Annotated in this window: 15 protein-coding genes and 1 pseudogene; 1 reads left to right on the top strand and 15 read right to left on the bottom strand. The window is 42.4% G+C overall.

What is annotated here, in order from left to right; translation table 11 throughout:
• Positions 1-26: 26 nt before the first annotated feature.
• The 4 genes from ODOSP_RS11955 to ODOSP_RS11940 all read right to left on the bottom strand — a co-directional run bounded on the left by ODOSP_RS11955 (position 27) and on the right by ODOSP_RS11940 (position 2,564).
• Positions 27-296, bottom strand: coding sequence for a co-chaperone GroES (locus ODOSP_RS11955; protein WP_013612561.1), 270 nt, complete (start codon positions 294-296; stop codon positions 27-29).
• 283 nt (positions 297-579) lie between these two features.
• Complete coding sequence (gene secG / locus ODOSP_RS11950) at positions 580-942, bottom strand: preprotein translocase subunit SecG (RefSeq protein WP_013612560.1); 363 nt, start codon at positions 940-942, stop codon at positions 580-582.
• A 2-nt stretch (positions 943-944) separates the two neighbouring features.
• Positions 945-2,027 (bottom strand): hypothetical protein, encoded by a 1,083-nt coding sequence (locus ODOSP_RS20235; RefSeq protein ID WP_013612559.1) that lies wholly within the window; start codon positions 2,025-2,027, stop codon positions 945-947.
• Between the two features lie 15 nt (positions 2,028-2,042).
• Positions 2,043-2,564 carry an LptE family protein gene (locus ODOSP_RS11940; protein ID WP_013612558.1) on the bottom strand — a complete coding sequence of 174 codons (522 nt, stop codon included), beginning with the start codon at positions 2,562-2,564 and terminating at the stop codon, positions 2,043-2,045.
• 531 nt (positions 2,565-3,095) lie between these two features.
• Between ODOSP_RS11940 and ODOSP_RS11935 the strand changes: the two genes are divergently transcribed.
• Complete coding sequence (locus ODOSP_RS11935; protein ID WP_013612557.1) at positions 3,096-4,028, top strand: Rpn family recombination-promoting nuclease/putative transposase; 933 nt, start codon at positions 3,096-3,098, stop codon at positions 4,026-4,028.
• 87 nt (positions 4,029-4,115) lie between these two features.
• Here ODOSP_RS11935 and ODOSP_RS11930 read toward each other — a convergent pair whose 3' ends face one another.
• The 11 genes and pseudogenes from ODOSP_RS11930 to ODOSP_RS11885 form a co-directional block, all read right to left on the bottom strand.
• Complete coding sequence (locus tag ODOSP_RS11930; protein WP_013612556.1) at positions 4,116-5,465, bottom strand: TlpA disulfide reductase family protein; 1,350 nt, start codon at positions 5,463-5,465, stop codon at positions 4,116-4,118.
• 11 nt (positions 5,466-5,476) lie between these two features.
• Entirely contained in the window at positions 5,477-6,850 is a 1,374-nt protein-coding gene (locus tag ODOSP_RS11925; protein ID WP_013612555.1) for a TlpA family protein disulfide reductase, read from the bottom strand.
• Positions 6,851-6,862: 12 nt separating this feature from the next.
• Positions 6,863-8,242 carry a TlpA family protein disulfide reductase gene (locus ODOSP_RS18875; RefSeq protein WP_013612554.1) on the bottom strand — a complete coding sequence of 460 codons (1,380 nt, stop codon included), beginning with the start codon at positions 8,240-8,242 and terminating at the stop codon, positions 6,863-6,865.
• Positions 8,243-8,245: 3 nt separating this feature from the next.
• Positions 8,246-9,691: a PKD-like family lipoprotein gene (locus ODOSP_RS11915; RefSeq protein WP_013612553.1), complete on the bottom strand. Its 1,446-nt coding sequence runs from the start codon at positions 9,689-9,691 to the stop codon at positions 8,246-8,248.
• Between the two features lie 5 nt (positions 9,692-9,696).
• Complete coding sequence (locus ODOSP_RS11910; RefSeq protein ID WP_013612552.1) at positions 9,697-10,404, bottom strand: DUF4843 domain-containing protein; 708 nt, start codon at positions 10,402-10,404, stop codon at positions 9,697-9,699.
• 2 nt (positions 10,405-10,406) lie between these two features.
• The gene (locus ODOSP_RS11905) at positions 10,407-11,834 is read right to left on the bottom strand and encodes a RagB/SusD family nutrient uptake outer membrane protein (protein WP_013612551.1); all 1,428 of its coding nucleotides are present in this window, start codon (positions 11,832-11,834) and stop codon (positions 10,407-10,409) included.
• Positions 11,835-11,854: 20 nt separating this feature from the next.
• Positions 11,855-15,271 (bottom strand): SusC/RagA family TonB-linked outer membrane protein, encoded by a 3,417-nt coding sequence (locus ODOSP_RS11900; protein ID WP_041557363.1) that lies wholly within the window; start codon positions 15,269-15,271, stop codon positions 11,855-11,857.
• A gap of 90 nt (positions 15,272-15,361) precedes the next feature.
• A complete protein-coding gene (locus ODOSP_RS18870) occupies positions 15,362-16,507 on the bottom strand; it encodes a FecR family protein (RefSeq protein WP_013612549.1) in 1,146 nt (381 codons plus the stop codon).
• Positions 16,508-16,582: 75 nt separating this feature from the next.
• Positions 16,583-17,143, bottom strand: coding sequence for a sigma-70 family RNA polymerase sigma factor (locus ODOSP_RS11890; RefSeq protein ID WP_013612548.1), 561 nt, complete (start codon positions 17,141-17,143; stop codon positions 16,583-16,585).
• A gap of 158 nt (positions 17,144-17,301) precedes the next feature.
• Positions 17,302-17,423 (bottom strand): annotated as a pseudogene (locus ODOSP_RS20585) (transposase); the annotation flags it as partial.
• A gap of 207 nt (positions 17,424-17,630) precedes the next feature.
• Positions 17,631-18,866 (bottom strand): sigma-54 interaction domain-containing protein, encoded by a 1,236-nt coding sequence (locus tag ODOSP_RS11885; RefSeq protein WP_013612547.1) that lies wholly within the window; start codon positions 18,864-18,866, stop codon positions 17,631-17,633.
• Between the last annotated feature and the right edge of the window lie 28 nt (positions 18,867-18,894).

The following is an 18,894-nucleotide window of genomic DNA, read 5'->3' as shown; positions in this document are numbered from 1 at the left end:
TTTTTGGGATTACTTACAATTTACAATTAAAGAATTGCAAGGATATCACTTTGGTTCATGACCAGATACTTCTTGTCGTCGATATGAACTTCTGTACCGGAATATTTTCCGAATAAAACAGTATCGCCTGCTTTTACTTCCATCGGTTCGTCTGCTTTACCTTTACCGGTTGCGATAACTGTACCTTTCTGGGGTTTTTCTTGTGCTGTGTCGGGGATGATGATCCCTCCTTTAGTTACAGTTTCTGCTTCAACAGGCTCAACAATTACCTTGTTAAGTACGGTCTTCAGTGTCATAATGTTAAAAATTTAAAAGTTTATAATATGATTTTATTTTCAAATTAATACGCAATATTTCAACGTCGTTGTAAGGTTGAATGTTACAACATTTCCTTCTTATCATATTTTGTGCCAAAAAAAATACGACAGAAAGGAAGAGGAGGAAAGAAAATGTAAATCATTGAAAAATAGAGGAAAAATGATAAAAGATAAAAAATAGGGGAAAAAAGGGTTTGGCAGAAAAGCAAAAAAATGTCAGTATGACTGACATACTGACATTCTATTTTAAGTTTTAATGGAATTATTCTCCGGGTGTTGCAGCTCCTGTTTCCTGGGCATTTTCGCCGGCTCCCGGATTGGTCGGGAAAGTCGGGATGGTTTGTTGCTGAACAGGCTGAGCTTCGATTTGTTCCTGGATAGCAGATTTTACTGCATTTTCTCCTCTGGGGATAAAAAAGGTGGCCAATACACACAGGATCATCATTCCTCCGGCTAACGTCCAGGTTGCTTTTTCAAGAAAATCGGTCGTTTTTCTTACTCCCATGATTTGGTTAGAAGAAGCAAATGAAGAAGCCAAGCCTCCGCCTTTGGAGTTTTGTACCAATACAATCAATATCAATAAAACGCAGATAATGAATATCAAAACAGAAATTGCCGTATACATAATTACTCTTTATTATTAATGTTCTCTTTTATTTTTTCGATTCGGTCTGCAAAGTAAACACTTTTTTCCGGATATTTCAAACTTAATTTTATATAAGTTGAGATTGCTTTTTCGTACAGATGTTGTTTGACATATATTTTTGCCAGTGTTTCGCTGAATAATTCCTCTTGGATATAAGGATTTTCTTTAGATAGATCCCTGTTATCCGTCGAGGCCGAAGTTATTTTGGGCATGATGGGTTCAGACTGAATAAAACGCTCGATGAGATCGTCTTTTTTCTTTCGGGATTTCCGGGATTCTTTCTCTGTTATGACGGTTTCTTCGGTATGAGGCTGGTCGGTCAGCCGGTATCCGCCACTGATGATTTCGGGAGTATCGAGAGAGACCGATGGTTTTTCTTCCTGTGCATCCGCTATTTCTTCGTCCAGATCGACATCGATAGAGAAATTATTTTCAGGACGGGGGGCTTCATCTACGATGCCCTGTATTCCGCTCAGATCGATGGGCTGGATGGGGGAGGCATACGGGGTGGCAGAATGGTTCGCTTCGGACCTATCCTCTTGGGTAGAGTTGGAATAATCGTCGATTATTCCCGGTACATCGTCCAGTCGGATAGGGTTGGAAATGATTTCTTTCTCATCGTTTTCCGGCCGTTTTCTTCCCTTTTGCCGGAGATTGAATTGTATGATGTCTTCTTCGCATCCGGTAGTTGTCTCTTCGGTAGTCTGACAGACCGGAATACCCTGGCTGTGAACGACGGTATGACCATGGATTTCGCGGATACGTTCGTCGACAATATGACTCAGCGAATTTTTAGGGATTGCCGTACCGGAACCCAAGGGTTCGAAACCGATCTGATTGTTCAGGTACCTGAAAAATTGCTTATGATCCGTAAGATGGACGGTCGAAGCTTTTAGTTCGCTGCGAAATCTGACACCTCCCAGAAGATATAAAGCTTTTAAATATAGAATACGAGCCGTCTGAAAATAAGGATAACGTTCTACGAGTGTATGTAATTCCCGTAGATCGTCATTGTTGATTTTTTCAGGATGACGTATAAATTCTATGATTTTTTCACTTTTCATTCTTCTGCCGATCGATTACCAGTTGACGAGTGCCTTATTATATATGTCGTCGATAATCTTATCCAGGATTTCTATAATCAAGCTCTCCTCTATGGAATCGAAATCAGCGTCGGTCGAGTAATCGGCATAGTTGGAAAACGTAGAAGAGAAATCGTATTTATCGTCTTTCGTATTCGTATACTTTACTTTGATTCCGATCGTCAGCCGGTTGGAGGCTGCGATTTCATCTTTTTGGATATCGATGGGCCGTTGGCTGTACTCGGTGATCTGGCCTTCGAAACGAATATCTCCGTTGTTATCGGTCAATTGACTCAAGCCTGTTTTGGAACGCATGTAATCTGTCAGTTTCTCGGTAAACAGCGAACTTAGATAAGGTACTACCAGAGGAGCCTTATTCGGGAAATAATCCACGGAAAAGGTCTTTACGTCAGGACTGATGGAAGCTCCTGTCGTGGAATATGTTACTTTATAAAGCTTACAAGAATTGCAACAAAGTACTGCGGCAAACAATAGAATTAAAAAATTGATTTTTCCCATAGATCATTCTCCTGATATTTGAATACAAATGTACATGAAATTTTTGTTATTTGTAATCTTATCTTGAGGGAATATCACGGTTCTTTCACTTAAAAAAGTCGTGTTAATTAAAAAATTCCATTCCAGGCGGATAGGGTCCGGTGCAGAAAAATCTGTTCTTCTATGCCCTTGGCCGGCTGCTTTTCGATTAGAAAGAGGCTAACCTTCCATTGTCCATGCTTTCCTTAGGATTCCTCTATATATTAGCCATTATAAAACTAATTAAATCCAAATTGAAACCAGTTTATTTAACTATTGATCTGTATTTAATATGGATTTAAGAATACGAATCCTTTACGCATCCCTTGCCCTGTCTTAGTCAATCCTGCCTCAGGTAAAATGAAAGAGCCGTGGGAAGAATATCCTGTATATTTAAAATTATTTCGTATATTTACATAATATATAGTATGGTTCGGTAAAATCAATCAAACAAGTTTGTTGCTTTTGTTCTTGCCTTTCCCTATATTTGTATGGATATGAAATTTAGATGTCATGAGATATTTAGACCCTAAAGCTGATTTGACTTTTAAAAAAGTTTTCGGTGAGCATCCGGATTTAGTCATTAGTCTGCTGAATGCCTTACTGCCTTTGGAGCCGGAGGAAGAAGTCATGGAGATCGAGTATCTTCCTGCCGAGCTGGTACCCGAAAACCCGTTGCGGAAGAACGGCATTGTCGATGTGCGTTGCAAGGATAAACGCGGAAGGCAGTACCTTGTTGAGATGCAAATGGTATGGTCGCCGGAGTTTCAGCAACGAGTGCTGTTCAATGCATCGAAAGCGTATGTCCGGCAAGTAAAAACCGGAGAAGAATATGAATTGCTGCAGCTTGTGTATTCGCTTAATCTTGTGAATGAAGTCTTTGAGCCGGAATTAGAGGGATTCTATCATTATTATAAAATGGTTCATGTCGAACATTCCGAAAAAGTAATCGACGGTCTTCATTTGATTTTCGTTGAGTTGCCGAAATTCAATCCCTGTAATTATTCTGAAAAGAAAATGCAGGTATTGTGGTTGCGTTACTTGACAGAAATCAATGAGCAAACCCGGGAAATTCCTGCTGAATTAATGGAAAATCCGGAGATAAAAAAAGCAGTTTCCGTTCTGGAAGAATCTGCCTTTACCGATGCCCAATTGTTAGGCTATGAAAAATTTTGGGATATTATCAGTGTCGAAAAAACGTTATATGGAAGCGGTTGGAGGAGAGGTTTGAGGGAAGGTAGAGAAGCGGGAAAGGAGGAAGGAATAAGGGAAGGAATTGAGGAGGGCAGAAAGGAAGGAATAAAGGAAGGCATGAAAGCGGGAAAAGCGAAAGGCGAAACAGAAATGCGGTGTAAAATTGCTTGTAATCTCAAAAAGACAGGTCTGCCTTTGGATGTGATCATCCAAACTACGGGCTTGACAGCAAAAGAAATCGATGAATTGTGATGCGGTTGATTTTAATGTAAAATTGTCGATAAAATGAGGAGCTGAAAAGTATTCGACTTTTCAGTTTCCTCACTATTAACCTACCGCTCACCGGATGTGTCGGTCTATATATTCGGTTATCTTTGCAGATGACGGTCGCGGAGCGTCCAACGAAATTACCTTGCCGTCTTTGTCGAAAAACAGGAAGCGCGGGATGGCGTTAATGCCATAGTTTTTACATACTTCAGAGTCAAATGCATCCAGGCAGATGAATTGTCTCCATTGCGGTTTGTCCTCTGCCAGCTTCTTTTCCCATTTGGCCTTGTTTTTGTCCAAAGAGATACTGAGCAAAACGATTTTTTTATTTTTGGCATAATGGGCCGCCAGTTTTTCCATGTGTGGTATTTCTGCACAACACGGACCGCACCAGGTTGCCCATACATCGATATAAACCGCCTTGCCGTGGAAGTCGGACAACCGGAACTTTTTCCCTTTGGCATCCGTCATTTCAAAATCGATGGCGGGCGCCCCCTTGCGCAACTTGACGTAATGGGCATACATGTCGTCTGCTAAGGCTCGGGCTTCAGGGTTGGTGGAGATATTGGAATAAAGCTTATATACCTCTTCCATATTGTCCGGAGCTTGTTTCAAATAGCTTTGGATATATTCATCTGCAAAGGCATTGATTACTTCCTGATCGGAAAATACTTGTTTCAAACTATTGAGGTAATGGATATCTTTCTCTCTTTCCGGTGCGGGATGATGACGTAAATAGTGACGCAGGTATTTCGCGGCTATGCCCAAATTATCTGGATCGTTCCGATCGAAAGATTCTGCAAATTGCTCGAAGTCAGCATCATTTTTCAGTTTCGACCAGGCAAAACGGAACAAGCTCTCCGGAATACTGCGGTCTATCTCAGCCATCATCATCCGGCGGAATGCCAGACTTTTTACTTCCTTCAGTTCCGACTTGACTCTGTCCATGTCTTCCAGGAATTTTTCCCGGTATTGGGCAAAAGACATCGTATCGATACGCGAAAAAGGCCACACATTATAGAGCGACAAAGCTTCATACTTCTGCATAAATTCAGTACAATCTCCATTATCCCCTGAATATTCTAATTCCAGGTCGTAAGGCAGTAGGCTACTCTTGTCTTTTTTCTCTACGAAAGAAAAGGTAAGCGATGCTTCCATGCCATTTTCAATATAAAGCGGGAGAATATATTCATACTTTTCAAAGAATAATATGGCTTTGCCCGGTTCCTTCAGGGTAGTTGTATAGTCGAACACTCCGTTGTCATCTACCTGTACGACTTCTTTTTTACGGTTAATCATCATAATGACATCGCCACCCTTGAAATCTTTTACGACTCCTCGGATGTGTGCGGGATTTACGCTATTTGTCGACGATGCTTCCAAGGATAATAATGCTAGTAATCCAATAAGAAAATATCTCATAATCAGTTCTTTTATTTGTTATCTTTCATATCTTGTTCAATTAATTCGGCACATTGAGGATCGGAAGGACGGGTATACTTGAAATTGACCAGATACCCTTCCGGATTGACCAGCATGAAGCGGGGGATTCCGGGCATACGGTAGGCCTCGCGAATGAAACGCATTGCTTCTTTGCTCAATACATATTGCGCCCATTCCGGCGGATCTTTTTCCAGAAATTTTTTCCAGAGTTTTTGGTCTGAATCCAAAGAAACACTGATTAAAGCGATTCTGTCATCATTGGCAAAATGTTCCTGCAATTTAACCATATAGGGAATCTCCAGCACACATCCGTGACACCAGGTGGCCCAAAAATCGACAAACAGGTATTTCCCTTTCAGGTCTGACAGGCGACATTTTTTCCCTTCCCGGTCGATTAATTCAAAATCCGGTGCAATTTTGCCCGGCATCAGGTTGCCGAATGCTTGTACATATTTTTTGTATTTGGCTTCCACTTGTTGGCGTACCGAATCGTCGGTACATATTTGACGGTAACGTTTCATCATTTCTTCCAACGATTCTCCGGAAGCATAATAAATACGCCTTTCCATTTGTTGTGTAGCAAAGCAATTTTTTATTTCCCGGTTACTAACCAATCGCTCTAACCAATCCAGCTCATTAGTATATCTATTTTTATGACCGAATTGCGGTTCCTGTTGACGATGCCAGTCGATCACCCGGCTAATTACAAAATCATCGCATTCTTCCGGGTTATTCAAATCGACCTTTTTTATGAAAGCATCATAGTCGGTATCTCTATTATTCCCTTCTTTGCGTTCGGACAAATTCCAGCCATATATGGTCAATTGCCTTTGATACCATAAATGTAACTCCTTATGGAATTGCTTTTTTATTTCCGGGTCTTCCACCTGTTTTAACAGAGGCCGCATTCCTTTTTCGATTTCTTCCATCTTTTTTTTGTATGGGAGAAAAGTCAGAGACTTGATATCGGCAGTGTTCCACGGGCTTGAATTTTCCAACTGATTGAAAACCATGCGGTATTCGTTTTCCGCAGCCCGGTCGCCCAAAAATTTCACTATCATTTTTTTATCGGGCAAAAGAGTTAATTCTATCTCCGATTGATTGCCTGGAGTAAGGTTTACTTCTATTCTTTCCCTTTCGTAATCCTTTACGTTCAGGGTATAAATCTGCCCTTCAGTAAGTTTTGGTGACCAAGCAAAGTGTCCTGAAGCATCTACTTGCAGAGTGTCTTGAAATTCCGTTTCCCTGCACAGGATAAATATTTCTTCCCCGTTATAGTTCCGGATGTGTCCTTTCAGTATTGTTTCTTGTGCCTGACAATACCATCCGCTTGCCAAAGCCAAAATGATAAACAAAAATTTCATGATTTTATCTATTTATCTGTTATTTTTCATATTTTGTTCTAACATCTTCACACATTCCGGGTGCGAAGGTCGTTCGTAATTATAAGAAACCAGGCAGCCTTGCGGATCGATGAGCATAAAGCGTGGAATACCCGATATCCGGTATTCCTTTTTCATCACGTCCATATTTTCCTTGTCTACCATATATTGTGGCCAGGTAGCCGGACGTTTTTTCAGATAATCCAACCAAACTTTTTGCGTATAATCCCACGAAATGCTGATCAGGGTAATCCGTTTGTCATTAGCGAAATGTTCCTGCAATTTTTCCATATAAGGAATTTCCATCACACATCCTTTACACCAGGTGGCCCAGACATCGACAAACACGTAGGTGCCCTTTAAATCCGATAAGCGGCACTTTTCCCCTTTGTCGTCGATCAGTTCGAAGTCGGGAGCCGGTTTCCCCGGCATTAGATTGCCGTATACCCGCAAATATTCTTTGTATTGTTCAGCTATCTGATTGCGCATGGTACCATCGGTACAAATTTCGTTATACCGTTTAATCTCCTTATCCAAAGGTCGTCCTAATTCACCGCTGATTGCCATTTTCATATATTTGGTGGCAAATTCATTTTTCATTTCTTGATTGCTGACAAGATGGTCAAGCCGGTTGAGATAGTCAATTTTCCGCTCTTCCGTTCTGAATGCGGAATCCTGAGCCTGCTGCCAATAGATAATCTCATAAACCATGTACTCGTTACATTCCTTCGGATCATTCACATCCAACGACTGCACAAAAGCATTGAAATTTTCGTCCGGTGTCGCTTCACCTTCCCTTAACCTCATGGCTAATACTGAAGCATAAACCGTTCGTCTGTTCTGAAACCATAAATGTTGTTTCTGCCTGAAATGGGCTTTGATTTCCGGGTCGTCAATCTGCTCCAGCAAGATTTGCAAATCATGTTCTATGGGCTCCAATTGAGCTTTATAGTCAGCAAAAGAAAGCTTCCGTGATTCCAAATCATAACCAATCCTTAATTCGTCCAGTCTGCTGAAAGCCAACCGATATTCGTTTTCAGTGGCCCGGTTGCCGGCGTATTTCACTTTTATCGTTTTATCCGGCAAGAGCGATAAATCCAGTTCTTCCCGGTCGCCGGGAGTTAAATAAACCGGAATCCTCCACGGTTGGTAACCGGCGACACGAATCCCGTATTCCTGACTGCCAGTCCCGGAAGGTGTCCAAGAGAAATTTCCCGAAGCGTCAACTTTCAACGTATCCTGTAGATTTGATTCATAACAACTCACGAACACCGATTCTCCCCGGTAATTCTCAATATGTCCTTTTAGAACTGTCTGTCCAGGTTGACAACCCGAACAAACAGCCAATATCCATACAATAAATAAAAATCTCATTTTCTATTTTTTATATTCGAAATCTACCACTTTACCACACACATTTTTGAATTCACCACCTTTGACCGGAAGTAATGCTCCTCCGCCTTGAGGATTCATTTGCAAGTAATAAATCGAACCGCTACCGGTAGTGCCCGATCCGTCACTTACGGCCACATACAAACGGTCCGGATTTTCACTTTTGTCGAATTCCATGTAATCTACCGGTTGCACCATTGTATATTCCGACAGTTCGTTACCGGTAAGCATACTTACACATTTGATTTTATTTCCGTAAGCATAATACAAAAAGTCGGGTTCCTTTGTCGAAATGGCGAAACAAGTGGCTTCTGCCGCACCGGTATAATTCATTTCGAGTTTTTTCTCTGCAACGATTTGAATAATATCTTCGTAGGTAACCCTATCCCAATCGTCTATTTCCTTGCCTGAAATCATATATCGTTTACCGTTGTCATCGACCATGACAGCACGTAAGTTCTCTCCGATGGCTGTACCGTAAAGCATATCCATCTGCATATCGTTGGCATTGAATGCACTTCCCAATGCTTCCGGAGCCATCATGGTTCCATAGCGGTCATATATGAAACATCTTTTATCCCGTTCATAGAAAAATTTTCCTGCACCATATAGCGAAAACGGAGCTAAATGATAATCTCCTTTGATTTTAGGATCGAACTTCCAAAAAGGATCTCTGGTAGAGAATACACGTCGATTATAAGCCTTCCCATCAATAATCAGATATTCATACCATTTACCTGCGTCTGTTGCAAAGGCTTCCACGATTGTTCCTTCCGGTTTGACGTAAAACCATTCGGAAAGGGGCATAAAATCCGTAAAATCTTTCGGTTCCACTGTGATAGTCCTTTCTTCTGTTGATATCAACACTACATTTTTAACATCATCTTCTCCTCCAATATAAAAGATTCCTTTCGGGTGACGTCCTACCGAATTGCCATTGGCCTGTTTATAGGCATGTTGGGTAACCGTGTTCTTTACATTGATAAAGGTGATATCCGAATAGTCTCCTTCAATCCGGCTCAGAGCCATAACTCCTTTGGAATATTTATCGATAACACTCAGGTCTATTTCAGACTCGAAAAAAACACCGCTTGCTTTTTCCGTAACCACATAACGCAAGGTGTATTCGCCTACATCAATCGATAGTTTTACATTCAAATCTTTCTTTAACGAAAGCGTATCCGTAGTTTTTGCATCACTGGTCCGCCAGGCATACCACAAATATTCGTAATCGTCTTCCCGGAAACCTTTTTCACCAATAATGTTTACCGAGATGGAAAGCACGGAGTCTATCTCTGCTACATACGTCTTATTTATACCGTTAATGGTTAATTCATTCAAAGGAGTATAATTGTAATTCCCTTTGTCTTCTGTGCAGGCGATTCCTGTTACCAACAGCAATACACCTATTATTTCCTTTATTCTTTTCATATTTCTTAACTTTCAAACCACGGTTCTATCGGTTGGTTGTTTTCATCTAAAACCGGATAATTTTCTTCAACATATTGGCTGATCATATTCGCACGGGCTGACCAGAGATAGTAATCATCATAATACTCATCCACTGTTTCCGGAAAATCTACTTCAAATAGTTCCAAGAGAAGTGAATGCTTCTTGACGGAATAATCTCCCCACATCCATAGCCGCTCCCAATATGCAGGTTTCATGTACATATCGGTTACCAATATTCTAGTCACAATCCGTTGGGTCAAGCCTGGTTGCAAATCATCTGAAGCCTCTAATTTCAAGGTCAGCTGAAGAATCTCTTTTTCCATAAGAGCATCTCCCCGAAGTAAAATCACAGGAATCTGAACACTATAGGCATCCTTTGGCAGGATATAAAAATCTTCTAACGTTCGGTAATGTACTCCTGCTTTAGCTGTCGTTTTTTCCTGATCTACAACCAAGCGGAATTTCCTATCGTAACCGACAGCCTCTCCCATTAGGTTTACCTGTAAGTTAAGTGTTTTTTCTGTCACATCTTTGCCGGCAAAAGAGTAAAGCACACTATCCGCCAGATTGTTCCAGTCAGACGGATTAGTTTGAAAATAAACCGCTCCATTGCTGTCGAAACCATCCATTTTATTCTCTTGGCAAGCCGACAGCAAACCAAGGAGTATACCTAAATAAAATATCTTTTTCATAATCAGTTCTGTTTAAAGTTACCGAATTCCAATTCGTTATCCGGAACGGGGAGTACATAAGTAGCCCGATTCATGCTGGTAGACGTGATAGGCAAAATAGCCATGTTCCGGCGTTTATAGTAATAAAACAATTGCCCTTCTGCAATAAACTCTTTTTGATATTCTTTGGTTATCTCGTCTTGTAAATTCGCCCCTGCCGGTAGCGGATCGGTAGCATATCCCCGATTGGCCCGCAAGGTTTCCAGATAACGGATATCCCCCGATGCTTCGGCAGCAATCAGGTACATTTCCGAGAGTTTTAATAAAGGAATCTGGGTCCCTCTCATGTATTTGTTTACATATTCCGTTGCAGAACCGGCAGGCGTTTCGAACCAATTTTTGCTGCGAATATCCAGATCCTGACCCATTCCGGAATAGATTGAAGCCTTTCGTCCTTCTGCAATAACACATTCACAACTTGCGAGATTCTTAAAAAACAAATCGGAACGGCCTTCCTTCAAATCATATACATAGAGGGAAGATACATACTCGTGGCGTGCCATTTTTTCGATATACGAAAGGTTCCTATAAGCGTATACGTTGTTGATTGAATCATTCATAAACTCGAATCGCTTGGAATCAATCACTTCCTGGGCACATGCCAACGCATCGGTCAGATTTTCCTGGCAGAGATACACTCGTGCCATCAAAGCCGTCACTCCGTAATAGTTCAAGCGCGATTTCCGATAAAGCCAAAAACCGTCATCTGTGATGTACTCGTCCATTCCGTATTCTAGTTTATCGTTATATTCTGCAAAGGATGGTCCGATCGGATCTACCGGTTTCAGCAATGCTTGAGCAGTTTTCAGATCTGTAAGAATGTATTCCAAAACCTCGGCTACCGTCGATTGTACAACCGGACTGTTCGTCACCTCCCGTACATAAGGAATAGCGGGTTCATCTTTGCCCATTTTGTATGAAGGAGCATATCCTCGCAACAGGTCGAAATGCAGAAAAGCCCTTAAAGCCAAGGCTTCACCTTCCACGACATTACGTAAACGCTCGCTCATCACGCTACCCTTTTTTTCTATATTTTGTAACAAGTAGTTACAATTAGCAATCGCATTATAATTGGAACTCCACATCGTATCCACAATCCCCTTGACATGCTCTTCTTTATAATTATACTTCAAGGCATCTTCATAATCGTAGTCCACTTTGCTATAAGTCTGCGCAAGCATATCCATAAATCCCATGGTACTGTTGCCTCCGTAGGTTTCTACCCTTCCCATCAAGGCATAAATACCCGTCAATGCATCGCGGAATCCCGATTCGGAACTGAACAAATCTTCCTCTTTTACTTGCGATTTGGGTTGTACATCCAACCAGTCATTGCATCCAAAGGCAAACAACGACAGGCATAACATCATATATCTCAATTTCTTATTCATCTTGTTTCGTTTTTATGCTATTAAAATCTTGCCTGCAAACCGATACTGAAATTCCGGGCAAACGGGTAATCGATACCTCGTTCTTGTTTCACGTTGGAAACATGGAACACATCGTTCATATAAAACATCGCCTTTAGCCGCTTAATGCCACATCGCTGTAATTTCGCTGTGCCAAATTCATAAGAAAGATTCAAGGTTGCCAATTCAAGATAGTTGTAATCTTCTACAAACCGCGAAGTAGGACGGGTCACATAAGCCACATTGATTCCGTTTAATTCAGTGCGGAAAGCAGCGAACCGCACCTTATCTCCCGGTTCTTGCCAGCGTTGTTCGAAAGCACGTTTATCCACATTGTAGCGCGGGTCTACATCCTGTACCTTATCCACCAAAGTCTGATTGTACATCTGCCCACCGATACGATAGCGGAATGTCATGTTCAAAGACAAACCTTTCCAAGTGAAATTACTTCCGAATGTTCCTTCCACCTTCGAATCGGTACACCCGCCGATAACGTAATTGGCAGACGACCAGTCAGTCACCAAGTCACCGTTGCGGGCAACAAAAATCTCCTTACCGGTGGCAGGGTCGATTCCCAAAGAATGATTCACCCAAATAGAGTTCATAGAAGCCCCCTCCACATAGCGTACCCGAGGACGGTTGACTTCCGATTTCTTACCATCAGTGTTAGGTTCTTTATCCAGTTCACTATCCGAGGTTTCGTTATAAGCTTTCAGAGCATTCGAAATTTTCAGTAATTTGTTTTTGTTGTGGATAGCCGAGCCATTCACGCTCCAAAAAATCTTCTTAGACTGGTCACGAATTAATGTAGCTCGCAAACTCAATTCATATCCGCGGTTTTCCACCTCTCCCAGATTGTCCATGTAAGAAGAAAAGCCAAGAGATGGGGCTAAAGTAACAGCTGTCAATACGTCTTTAGAGGTTTTGATGTAATAATCGGCAGAGATATCGATTCGGTTTTTCCACAAGGTCAGATCCAACCCGTAGTTCTGTTGCCAGGTTCGCTGCCAAGCCAGGTTACGGTTGCCCATTGCTTTGGCGATAGCCCCCACGGCAAAGTGGTAACGGTCTTGGGTGAGGTATTCATACGTTGTGATTGCTTGGTATGGATCGTAGTTCTGACTACCCGTCAGACCGTAGGAACCGCGGATTTTGAATTGCTGCAGCCAATCCACGCCTTCCATGAAATGCTCATTGTGCAGGTTCCAGCCCAAACCCGCCGACCAGAACGGTGCCCAACGCTTGTCCGCACCGAACTGCGAGGAGGCGTCCTCACGGAAAGAGAGGTCGAACAGGTAACGCTCGTCCCAACTGTAATTCAGGTTGCCGAGGAAACCCACCAGACGGGAGGTGTACTCATTACCCGAGGGAGAGCCGTTCTTCTGGTACTGCGTGGCGAAACTGATGTAATCCAGGCGTTCGTTCGGAAAGCCCTCCGCCATAACGGAAAACTCTTTCGTCCGGCTCTGTTTGGCGTTCCATCCTAAATTGGCATTGATGACATGCTTGTTTGCCTGCCAGAAATAACTCAACACCAGCGAAGCGTCATAATCGAACACATCCCCGCGGGAAGCCGAATAGGAGCCCCGGCGGTCAAAATCGTCACCAGTATAAGTAGCAAAATCAGTATGCTTTGCCGGTTTAAAGACATCCGCCGAAGTATTCTGCAACGTGAAAGAGAAACTGCCTTTCAACCGCAGCCCTTCGATAATCTGCCAGTCGATGCCGAACAGGTTGGTCAGGTCATTATAGCGCGATTCATCTCTGACATCCAATGTCGTATTATACAATGGATTGTAAATAAAAAATTTATAGCTTCCTGTATTGCTTCTTCTGTCTTCTGCTTCCAGTTCATAAATATAATTACCGTCTTCATCTTTGTATTTTACGTAAGGATTTAATCGGGTATATTCGCTGAAACTGCCATAAGGTGAGTTGGTCGCTTTCACCCGCGAATAATTCAACTGGTTGCGGAAAGTCAGATTCTTGTAAATATACTGCAATTCCAACCCCAATCCGAGACGTTCGCGTCCGGATTCTTTCATCACACCGGGGGTATTATTATAGTTCACCTCCATGGCATAACGAATATAATCATTTCCTCCGTCCAAACGCAAAGAGTGTTTATGTGCTACGGTCAGACTATTTAGTGGTTTATCCAACCAATAAGTGTTTACTCCTTCTCTAATATTAGCCAAACGCCAGTTATAGGCTCTCTGCATGACGGCTTGATCTGCAAACTTACTGCCATAATTGAAATACTGCTTTTTTTCCACATCATACAATCCCGCCAGTACTTCCAGTTCCAATTTCTCCTCTGGATTACATAAATTATAGGCACTTAAGTCCGCCATATAAAATGTAGCATCCCCATTATAGCTCACCGCCATCTTTCCGCTGGCCGGAGCCGTTGTGGTGATGACCACTACACCATTGGAGGCTCGCGAACCGTAAATCGCTGTCGCTGCAGCATCTTTCAATAAGGTGATCGTTGCCACCCGGTAAGGATCCATATCGAATACTTTTTCCGCTGTAGTTTCGAAACCGTCGACGATAAACACCGGCATATTCGGATTACCGCTATACTCGTCGCGCATGCCACTGATGCTTCCGGCTCCGCGGATCTGGAAATCGGGGATGGCATTCGGATTCGATCCCAGCTGATTATTTTCCAGCTTGACAAAAGAGGGATCGATATTTTGTAGTGCACTTAGGATATTTTGGTTGCCTCCTGCTTGCAACTCTTCGGCCGTAATGGTACGGGCTGCTCCGGTGAAGCTGTTTTTCGCCTGGTTGAAGTATCCCGTTATCACCACCTCGTCCATCTCGCTTGTTTCGTGTTGCATGATTATATTCAATTCGGTTTGATTTTTCAGGGTTACTTCCTGGGTTTTCATACCTACCATGGTAAACAGGAGAATATAATTACCTTCCGGGACGGACAGAGAATATTTTCCATCCATATCTGTTGCAGTTCCCAGTGTCGTGCCTTTGATTAAAACCGTTACGCCGGGGAGGGGTGCCCCGTCCTCGTCGCTTACTTTACCTTGTATCCGTACTGTTTTTTGTTGCGGAAAACTGTTTTTCTTTTCTTTCACCACAATGACACCGTCTGTCACCTCATATTCGAAGCGGGTGTTTGCCAGCACTTGTCGCAGAGCTTCTTCAACCTCCACATTGTTTAAATCCAGATTAATGTTTTCGTAATTTTTCAGTAAATTTTCGTTGTACAGAATTTTTACTCCTGTCTGATCTTTGATTTGCATCAAGACATTACTTAACGATTCGGCGACAACTTTCAGATTTACCAACTTCTGTTGGGAAAAGACTGTCCCGAAGGCAGAAAGAGTTAGCCAGCAGGCCAAAAAGCAACTCAGACGCATTACTAGAAAAGTTTTTTTCCAGTGCTTTTTTTTCATAAATTTGTCGTACATGTTATAAATTTTAAATTAGTAATATGGAATGTACAAAGAGTGCGAAAAGTTGGACGCTGACCGCACTCTTTGTTTTTATTCAGCACTTTTGATATACACCGTCCTGCCGGAAAGCTGAAAACGGACATTCGCGCCTATTCCGAATAAACGGAAAAAAGTTTCGATGTCGGTATATTTATTCAGGTTCCCGGAGAATTCCAATTGTTTTAAGTCATTGTTTTCAAATACAACTTCGATATCATACCATCGGGCTAAGATCCGCATGATTTCTTCAAGGGTTTCTTTATGAAAAATCAGTTGATTGTCTTTCCAACCGATATAATTACAGACATTGACCTGGCGGATTTCAGCTTCCTGGTTCCCTCTTTCGAAAAGAAGTTGTTGACCGGGGGCGAGTATCCTTTCCGGAACTTCTGAGTTGATGAAACTGACTTTCCCATTCACCAAGGTAGTAGCTATAATAGTTTCGTCGGGATAACATTTTACATTAAATTCTGTTCCCATTACCCGGATTTCGCCTAAATCGGTCTCTACGATAAACGGTGCCTGGGTATCTTTGGCTACTTTGAAATAGCCTTCACCGCTCAATCGGATTCTCCTCTCGTTTTCTGCAAAAACCACAGGATATTTCAGACGACTGTCGGCATTCAGCCAGGCACGGGTTCCGTCGGACAAACTTAAACAATACATTCCTGCCCGGGGAACGATCAATTCATTGTAATCGGTGGTATGGGAAACAAATTGTTTCTGGAGCGGATATTCCAGTCCTCCGGAATCGATGGCAATAAGCATTCCGTTTTTTTCTTTCAGTTGCCGGCTTTCTTTTCCCAGCATCACTTGTTCTCCATCGGTTTTAATCAGCAAAGCCTTCATTTCGGCAGAACGGATTTCCGGAATAGAATGACCGGCCAATGGTAAGACTTCTGTTTTTTGTTTCGGCACAATGACCAATATTCCGGCGATCAGAATGCATGCCGCACTGGCAGACCGGATCCATAAACGGATTTTCCGGCGTTTTGCCTCCCGACGTTTCATTTGCCTGAAAGCCTCTTCTCCGCAATAACGTTTCCGTTGTTGCGATTTTTTTTCCAAATAAGCCGGATCTTGCAGACGGATTGACAACTGATCTCCGGATATTTTCCGGTTTTCAGTCAATAAATCGGTCAGTGCCTGTTCTGTTGCTTTTCGGGCTTCATCTGTTATGTCTTCCCACTTCATCATTTTCGGTTTAAAAGTACATACAGACACCACGAAAGAAAAAACGGGTGACAAAAAATTAAAAAAAATATGGAATCGTTATTTAAACAACAGAGGCAATACGAACAACCACAATTCGCCAAGCTGTTCCCGCAAAAAGAAATAAGCTCTCTTTTTCTGAGTCTTAACCGTATTTTCAGAGATACCGAGCGAAAGAGCGATGTCTCTGATTTTTTTTCCATTTGCACTTTGTAAGAGAATTTCTCTTTGTTGTTCCGGCAGACGGGAAATGGCCTGATAGAAACGGGAGATGGCTTCCTCTTCAATCGCTCCTGCAATTGCTGCCACTTCAGACTCGTAGGTCTGCTTCATCCATTTTTCATGAAGCTTGTGAGCCCGTTGCCGGTCACGAAGAAAATTTAAAGAAGCATGATAAACAGAACGATAAAGATAAGAAGTAATGATTTTGATATCTTGAAAACAGAGCGATGAGCGCCATAACCGTAGTAAACATCCCTGTACAATATCTTCAGCGGCATCTTCGTCGCCGATGAGCCGGGCGGAATAACAACATAAAGGAGCATAAAAATAATTATACAGTTCTTTCCAAGCCTGATCCTCTTTCAAATTTACTCCCTGTATGAATAGCCTCGTCTCCATAACCCTATTTTGACAACAAAGCTAAAAATTTATTCCGGGATTAGAAAATTGAATTGCTAATAGAAGGATCGAACTTACCATCTTTTGTATCCGTATACTTCACTTGTTTGAAGTAACAATTTAATTTAACGTGAGTTCTATGAATTCAGAATAACGCAATCGCGGTGATACTGCCGTTTATTGTCTGATTTTAGCGTATATTTCCCATCATAGCGTTAGAAAACTTGCAGAAGTCATCTGCCATGCAAAATAATTCTGTAACTTTATCCTCGGTGAATATAGCAATTTTCGCTAATCATCAAATTTGCAGACAACTATAATTCATCGAACTCACGTTAATTTACTACCGGAAGACATGGATTCAGCTCTGTTTCGGTTTTCGCAAAGTCGTCGGCAACGATTACCTGCATGGGGCACTATCCGCCTTCGGACGGATTGCTCTGGAACAAGGTTATCACCCCTACAAGCTGCTTTATGAAATAACGATCTAATTTTCCAGATTGTATTCTTTCAGCTTCCGGTATAGGGTTCGTTCGGATATGCCCAAGTCTTTGGCGGCCAGTTTCCTCTTACCGTGATTTTTTTCAAGTGCTTTGAGGATCAGTTCTCTTTCTTTTTCTTCGATGGAAAAGGACTCTTCGATGACTGCTTCGGTATCCTGGATACGATCTTCCCGGTGATTGATCATTGTCGGACTGGGAGCCGGGGAAAACTGTCCCGGTTCCTGGTTATAGAGATTCCGCAATACCAGAGAAGTGGTCGGCTCGGTTACCACCGTCTCTTGCTGAGGTTCGTTTTGCATCAGATCATAAACCAGACGTTTCAGGTCGTTCATATCCTTTTTCATGTCGAAAAGGATTTTGTACAAGATCTCTCTTTCTGAAGCAAAGCTGGCATCTCCTTTATCGTGGCCGCCTGTCAGTGTCGGCAACATCGGATCGTTTTCCGGTATATATTTACGCAACGTGGCTCCATCTGCTATGCGTTCCTGTTCGATGACAGAGATTTGTTCCGTTACATTCTTCAGTTGGCGGATATTTCCCGGCCAACGGAAATCTTGTAGGACTTTAACGGCATCTTCCGTTAATCGGATTGCGGGCATCCGGTATTTTTCGGCAAAATCGGCGGCAAATTTCCGGAATAACAAGGGAATATCTTCTTTACGCTCACGTAAAGGAGGGATGGTAATGGGAATGGTATTCAGGCGATAATACAAGTCCTCCCGGAATTTCCCGTTTTTCACCGCTTGCGGGATGTCGAGGTTGGTGGCTGCGATGACCCGGACGTTGGTCTTCTGGACTTTGGAAGAACCTACCCGGATAAATTCACCGGTTTCCAGTACCCTTAATAAACGGGCTTGCGTAGGTAGGGGCAATTCTCCCACTTCATCCAGAAAAATAGTTCCGCCGTCTGTTACTTCGAAATACCCTTTCCGGTCGGATACGGCCCCTGTAAAAGCCCCTTTCTCATGACCGAAGAGTTCGGAGTCGATCGTCCCTTCGGGGATCGCACCGCAGTTTACCGCTATATACTGGGCATGTTTGCGGGTGCTGTATGCATGGATGATTCGGGGGAAAATTTCTTTTCCGACCCCACTCTCTCCGGTTATTAGTACAGATAGATCTGTCGGGGCTACCTGAGTGGCAATATCGATGGCCCGATTTAAACCCGGATTGTTACCGATGATTTCAAATCGTTGTTTGATCGCTTGTATATCTTCCATATTCAGCTATCTTGTTCATATTTTCTTC

It is taken from the genome of Odoribacter splanchnicus DSM 20712, assembly GCF_000190535.1.
GTDB lineage: Bacteria > Bacteroidota > Bacteroidia > Bacteroidales > Marinifilaceae > Odoribacter > Odoribacter splanchnicus.
This window is presented reverse-complemented; position numbering and strand designations above follow the sequence as displayed.

What these genes read in the sequence shown, in the direction of transcription:
- ODOSP_RS11955 (WP_013612561.1), bottom strand. Translation starts at nt 296, where the DNA reads ATGACACTGAAGACCGTACTTAACAAGGTAATTGTTGAGCCTGTTGAA.
- secG (WP_013612560.1), bottom strand. Translation starts at nt 942, where the DNA reads ATGTATACGGCAATTTCTGTTTTGATATTCATTATCTGCGTTTTATTG.
- ODOSP_RS20235 (WP_013612559.1), bottom strand. Translation starts at nt 2,027, where the DNA reads ATGAAAAGTGAAAAAATCATAGAATTTATACGTCATCCTGAAAAAATC.
- ODOSP_RS11940 (WP_013612558.1), bottom strand. Translation starts at nt 2,564, where the DNA reads ATGGGAAAAATCAATTTTTTAATTCTATTGTTTGCCGCAGTACTTTGT.
- ODOSP_RS11935 (WP_013612557.1), top strand. Translation starts at nt 3,096, where the DNA reads ATGAGATATTTAGACCCTAAAGCTGATTTGACTTTTAAAAAAGTTTTC.
- ODOSP_RS11930 (WP_013612556.1), bottom strand. Translation starts at nt 5,465, where the DNA reads ATGAGATATTTTCTTATTGGATTACTAGCATTATTATCCTTGGAAGCA.
- ODOSP_RS11925 (WP_013612555.1), bottom strand. Translation starts at nt 6,850, where the DNA reads ATGAAATTTTTGTTTATCATTTTGGCTTTGGCAAGCGGATGGTATTGT.
- ODOSP_RS18875 (WP_013612554.1), bottom strand. Translation starts at nt 8,242, where the DNA reads ATGAGATTTTTATTTATTGTATGGATATTGGCTGTTTGTTCGGGTTGT.
- ODOSP_RS11915 (WP_013612553.1), bottom strand. Translation starts at nt 9,691, where the DNA reads ATGAAAAGAATAAAGGAAATAATAGGTGTATTGCTGTTGGTAACAGGA.
- ODOSP_RS11910 (WP_013612552.1), bottom strand. Translation starts at nt 10,404, where the DNA reads ATGAAAAAGATATTTTATTTAGGTATACTCCTTGGTTTGCTGTCGGCT.
- ODOSP_RS11905 (WP_013612551.1), bottom strand. Translation starts at nt 11,834, where the DNA reads ATGAATAAGAAATTGAGATATATGATGTTATGCCTGTCGTTGTTTGCC.
- ODOSP_RS11900 (WP_041557363.1), bottom strand. Translation starts at nt 15,271, where the DNA reads ATGAAAAAAAAGCACTGGAAAAAAACTTTTCTAGTAATGCGTCTGAGT.
- ODOSP_RS18870 (WP_013612549.1), bottom strand. Translation starts at nt 16,507, where the DNA reads ATGATGAAGTGGGAAGACATAACAGATGAAGCCCGAAAAGCAACAGAA.
- ODOSP_RS11890 (WP_013612548.1), bottom strand. Translation starts at nt 17,143, where the DNA reads ATGGAGACGAGGCTATTCATACAGGGAGTAAATTTGAAAGAGGATCAG.
- ODOSP_RS11885 (WP_013612547.1), bottom strand. Translation starts at nt 18,866, where the DNA reads ATGGAAGATATACAAGCGATCAAACAACGATTTGAAATCATCGGTAAC.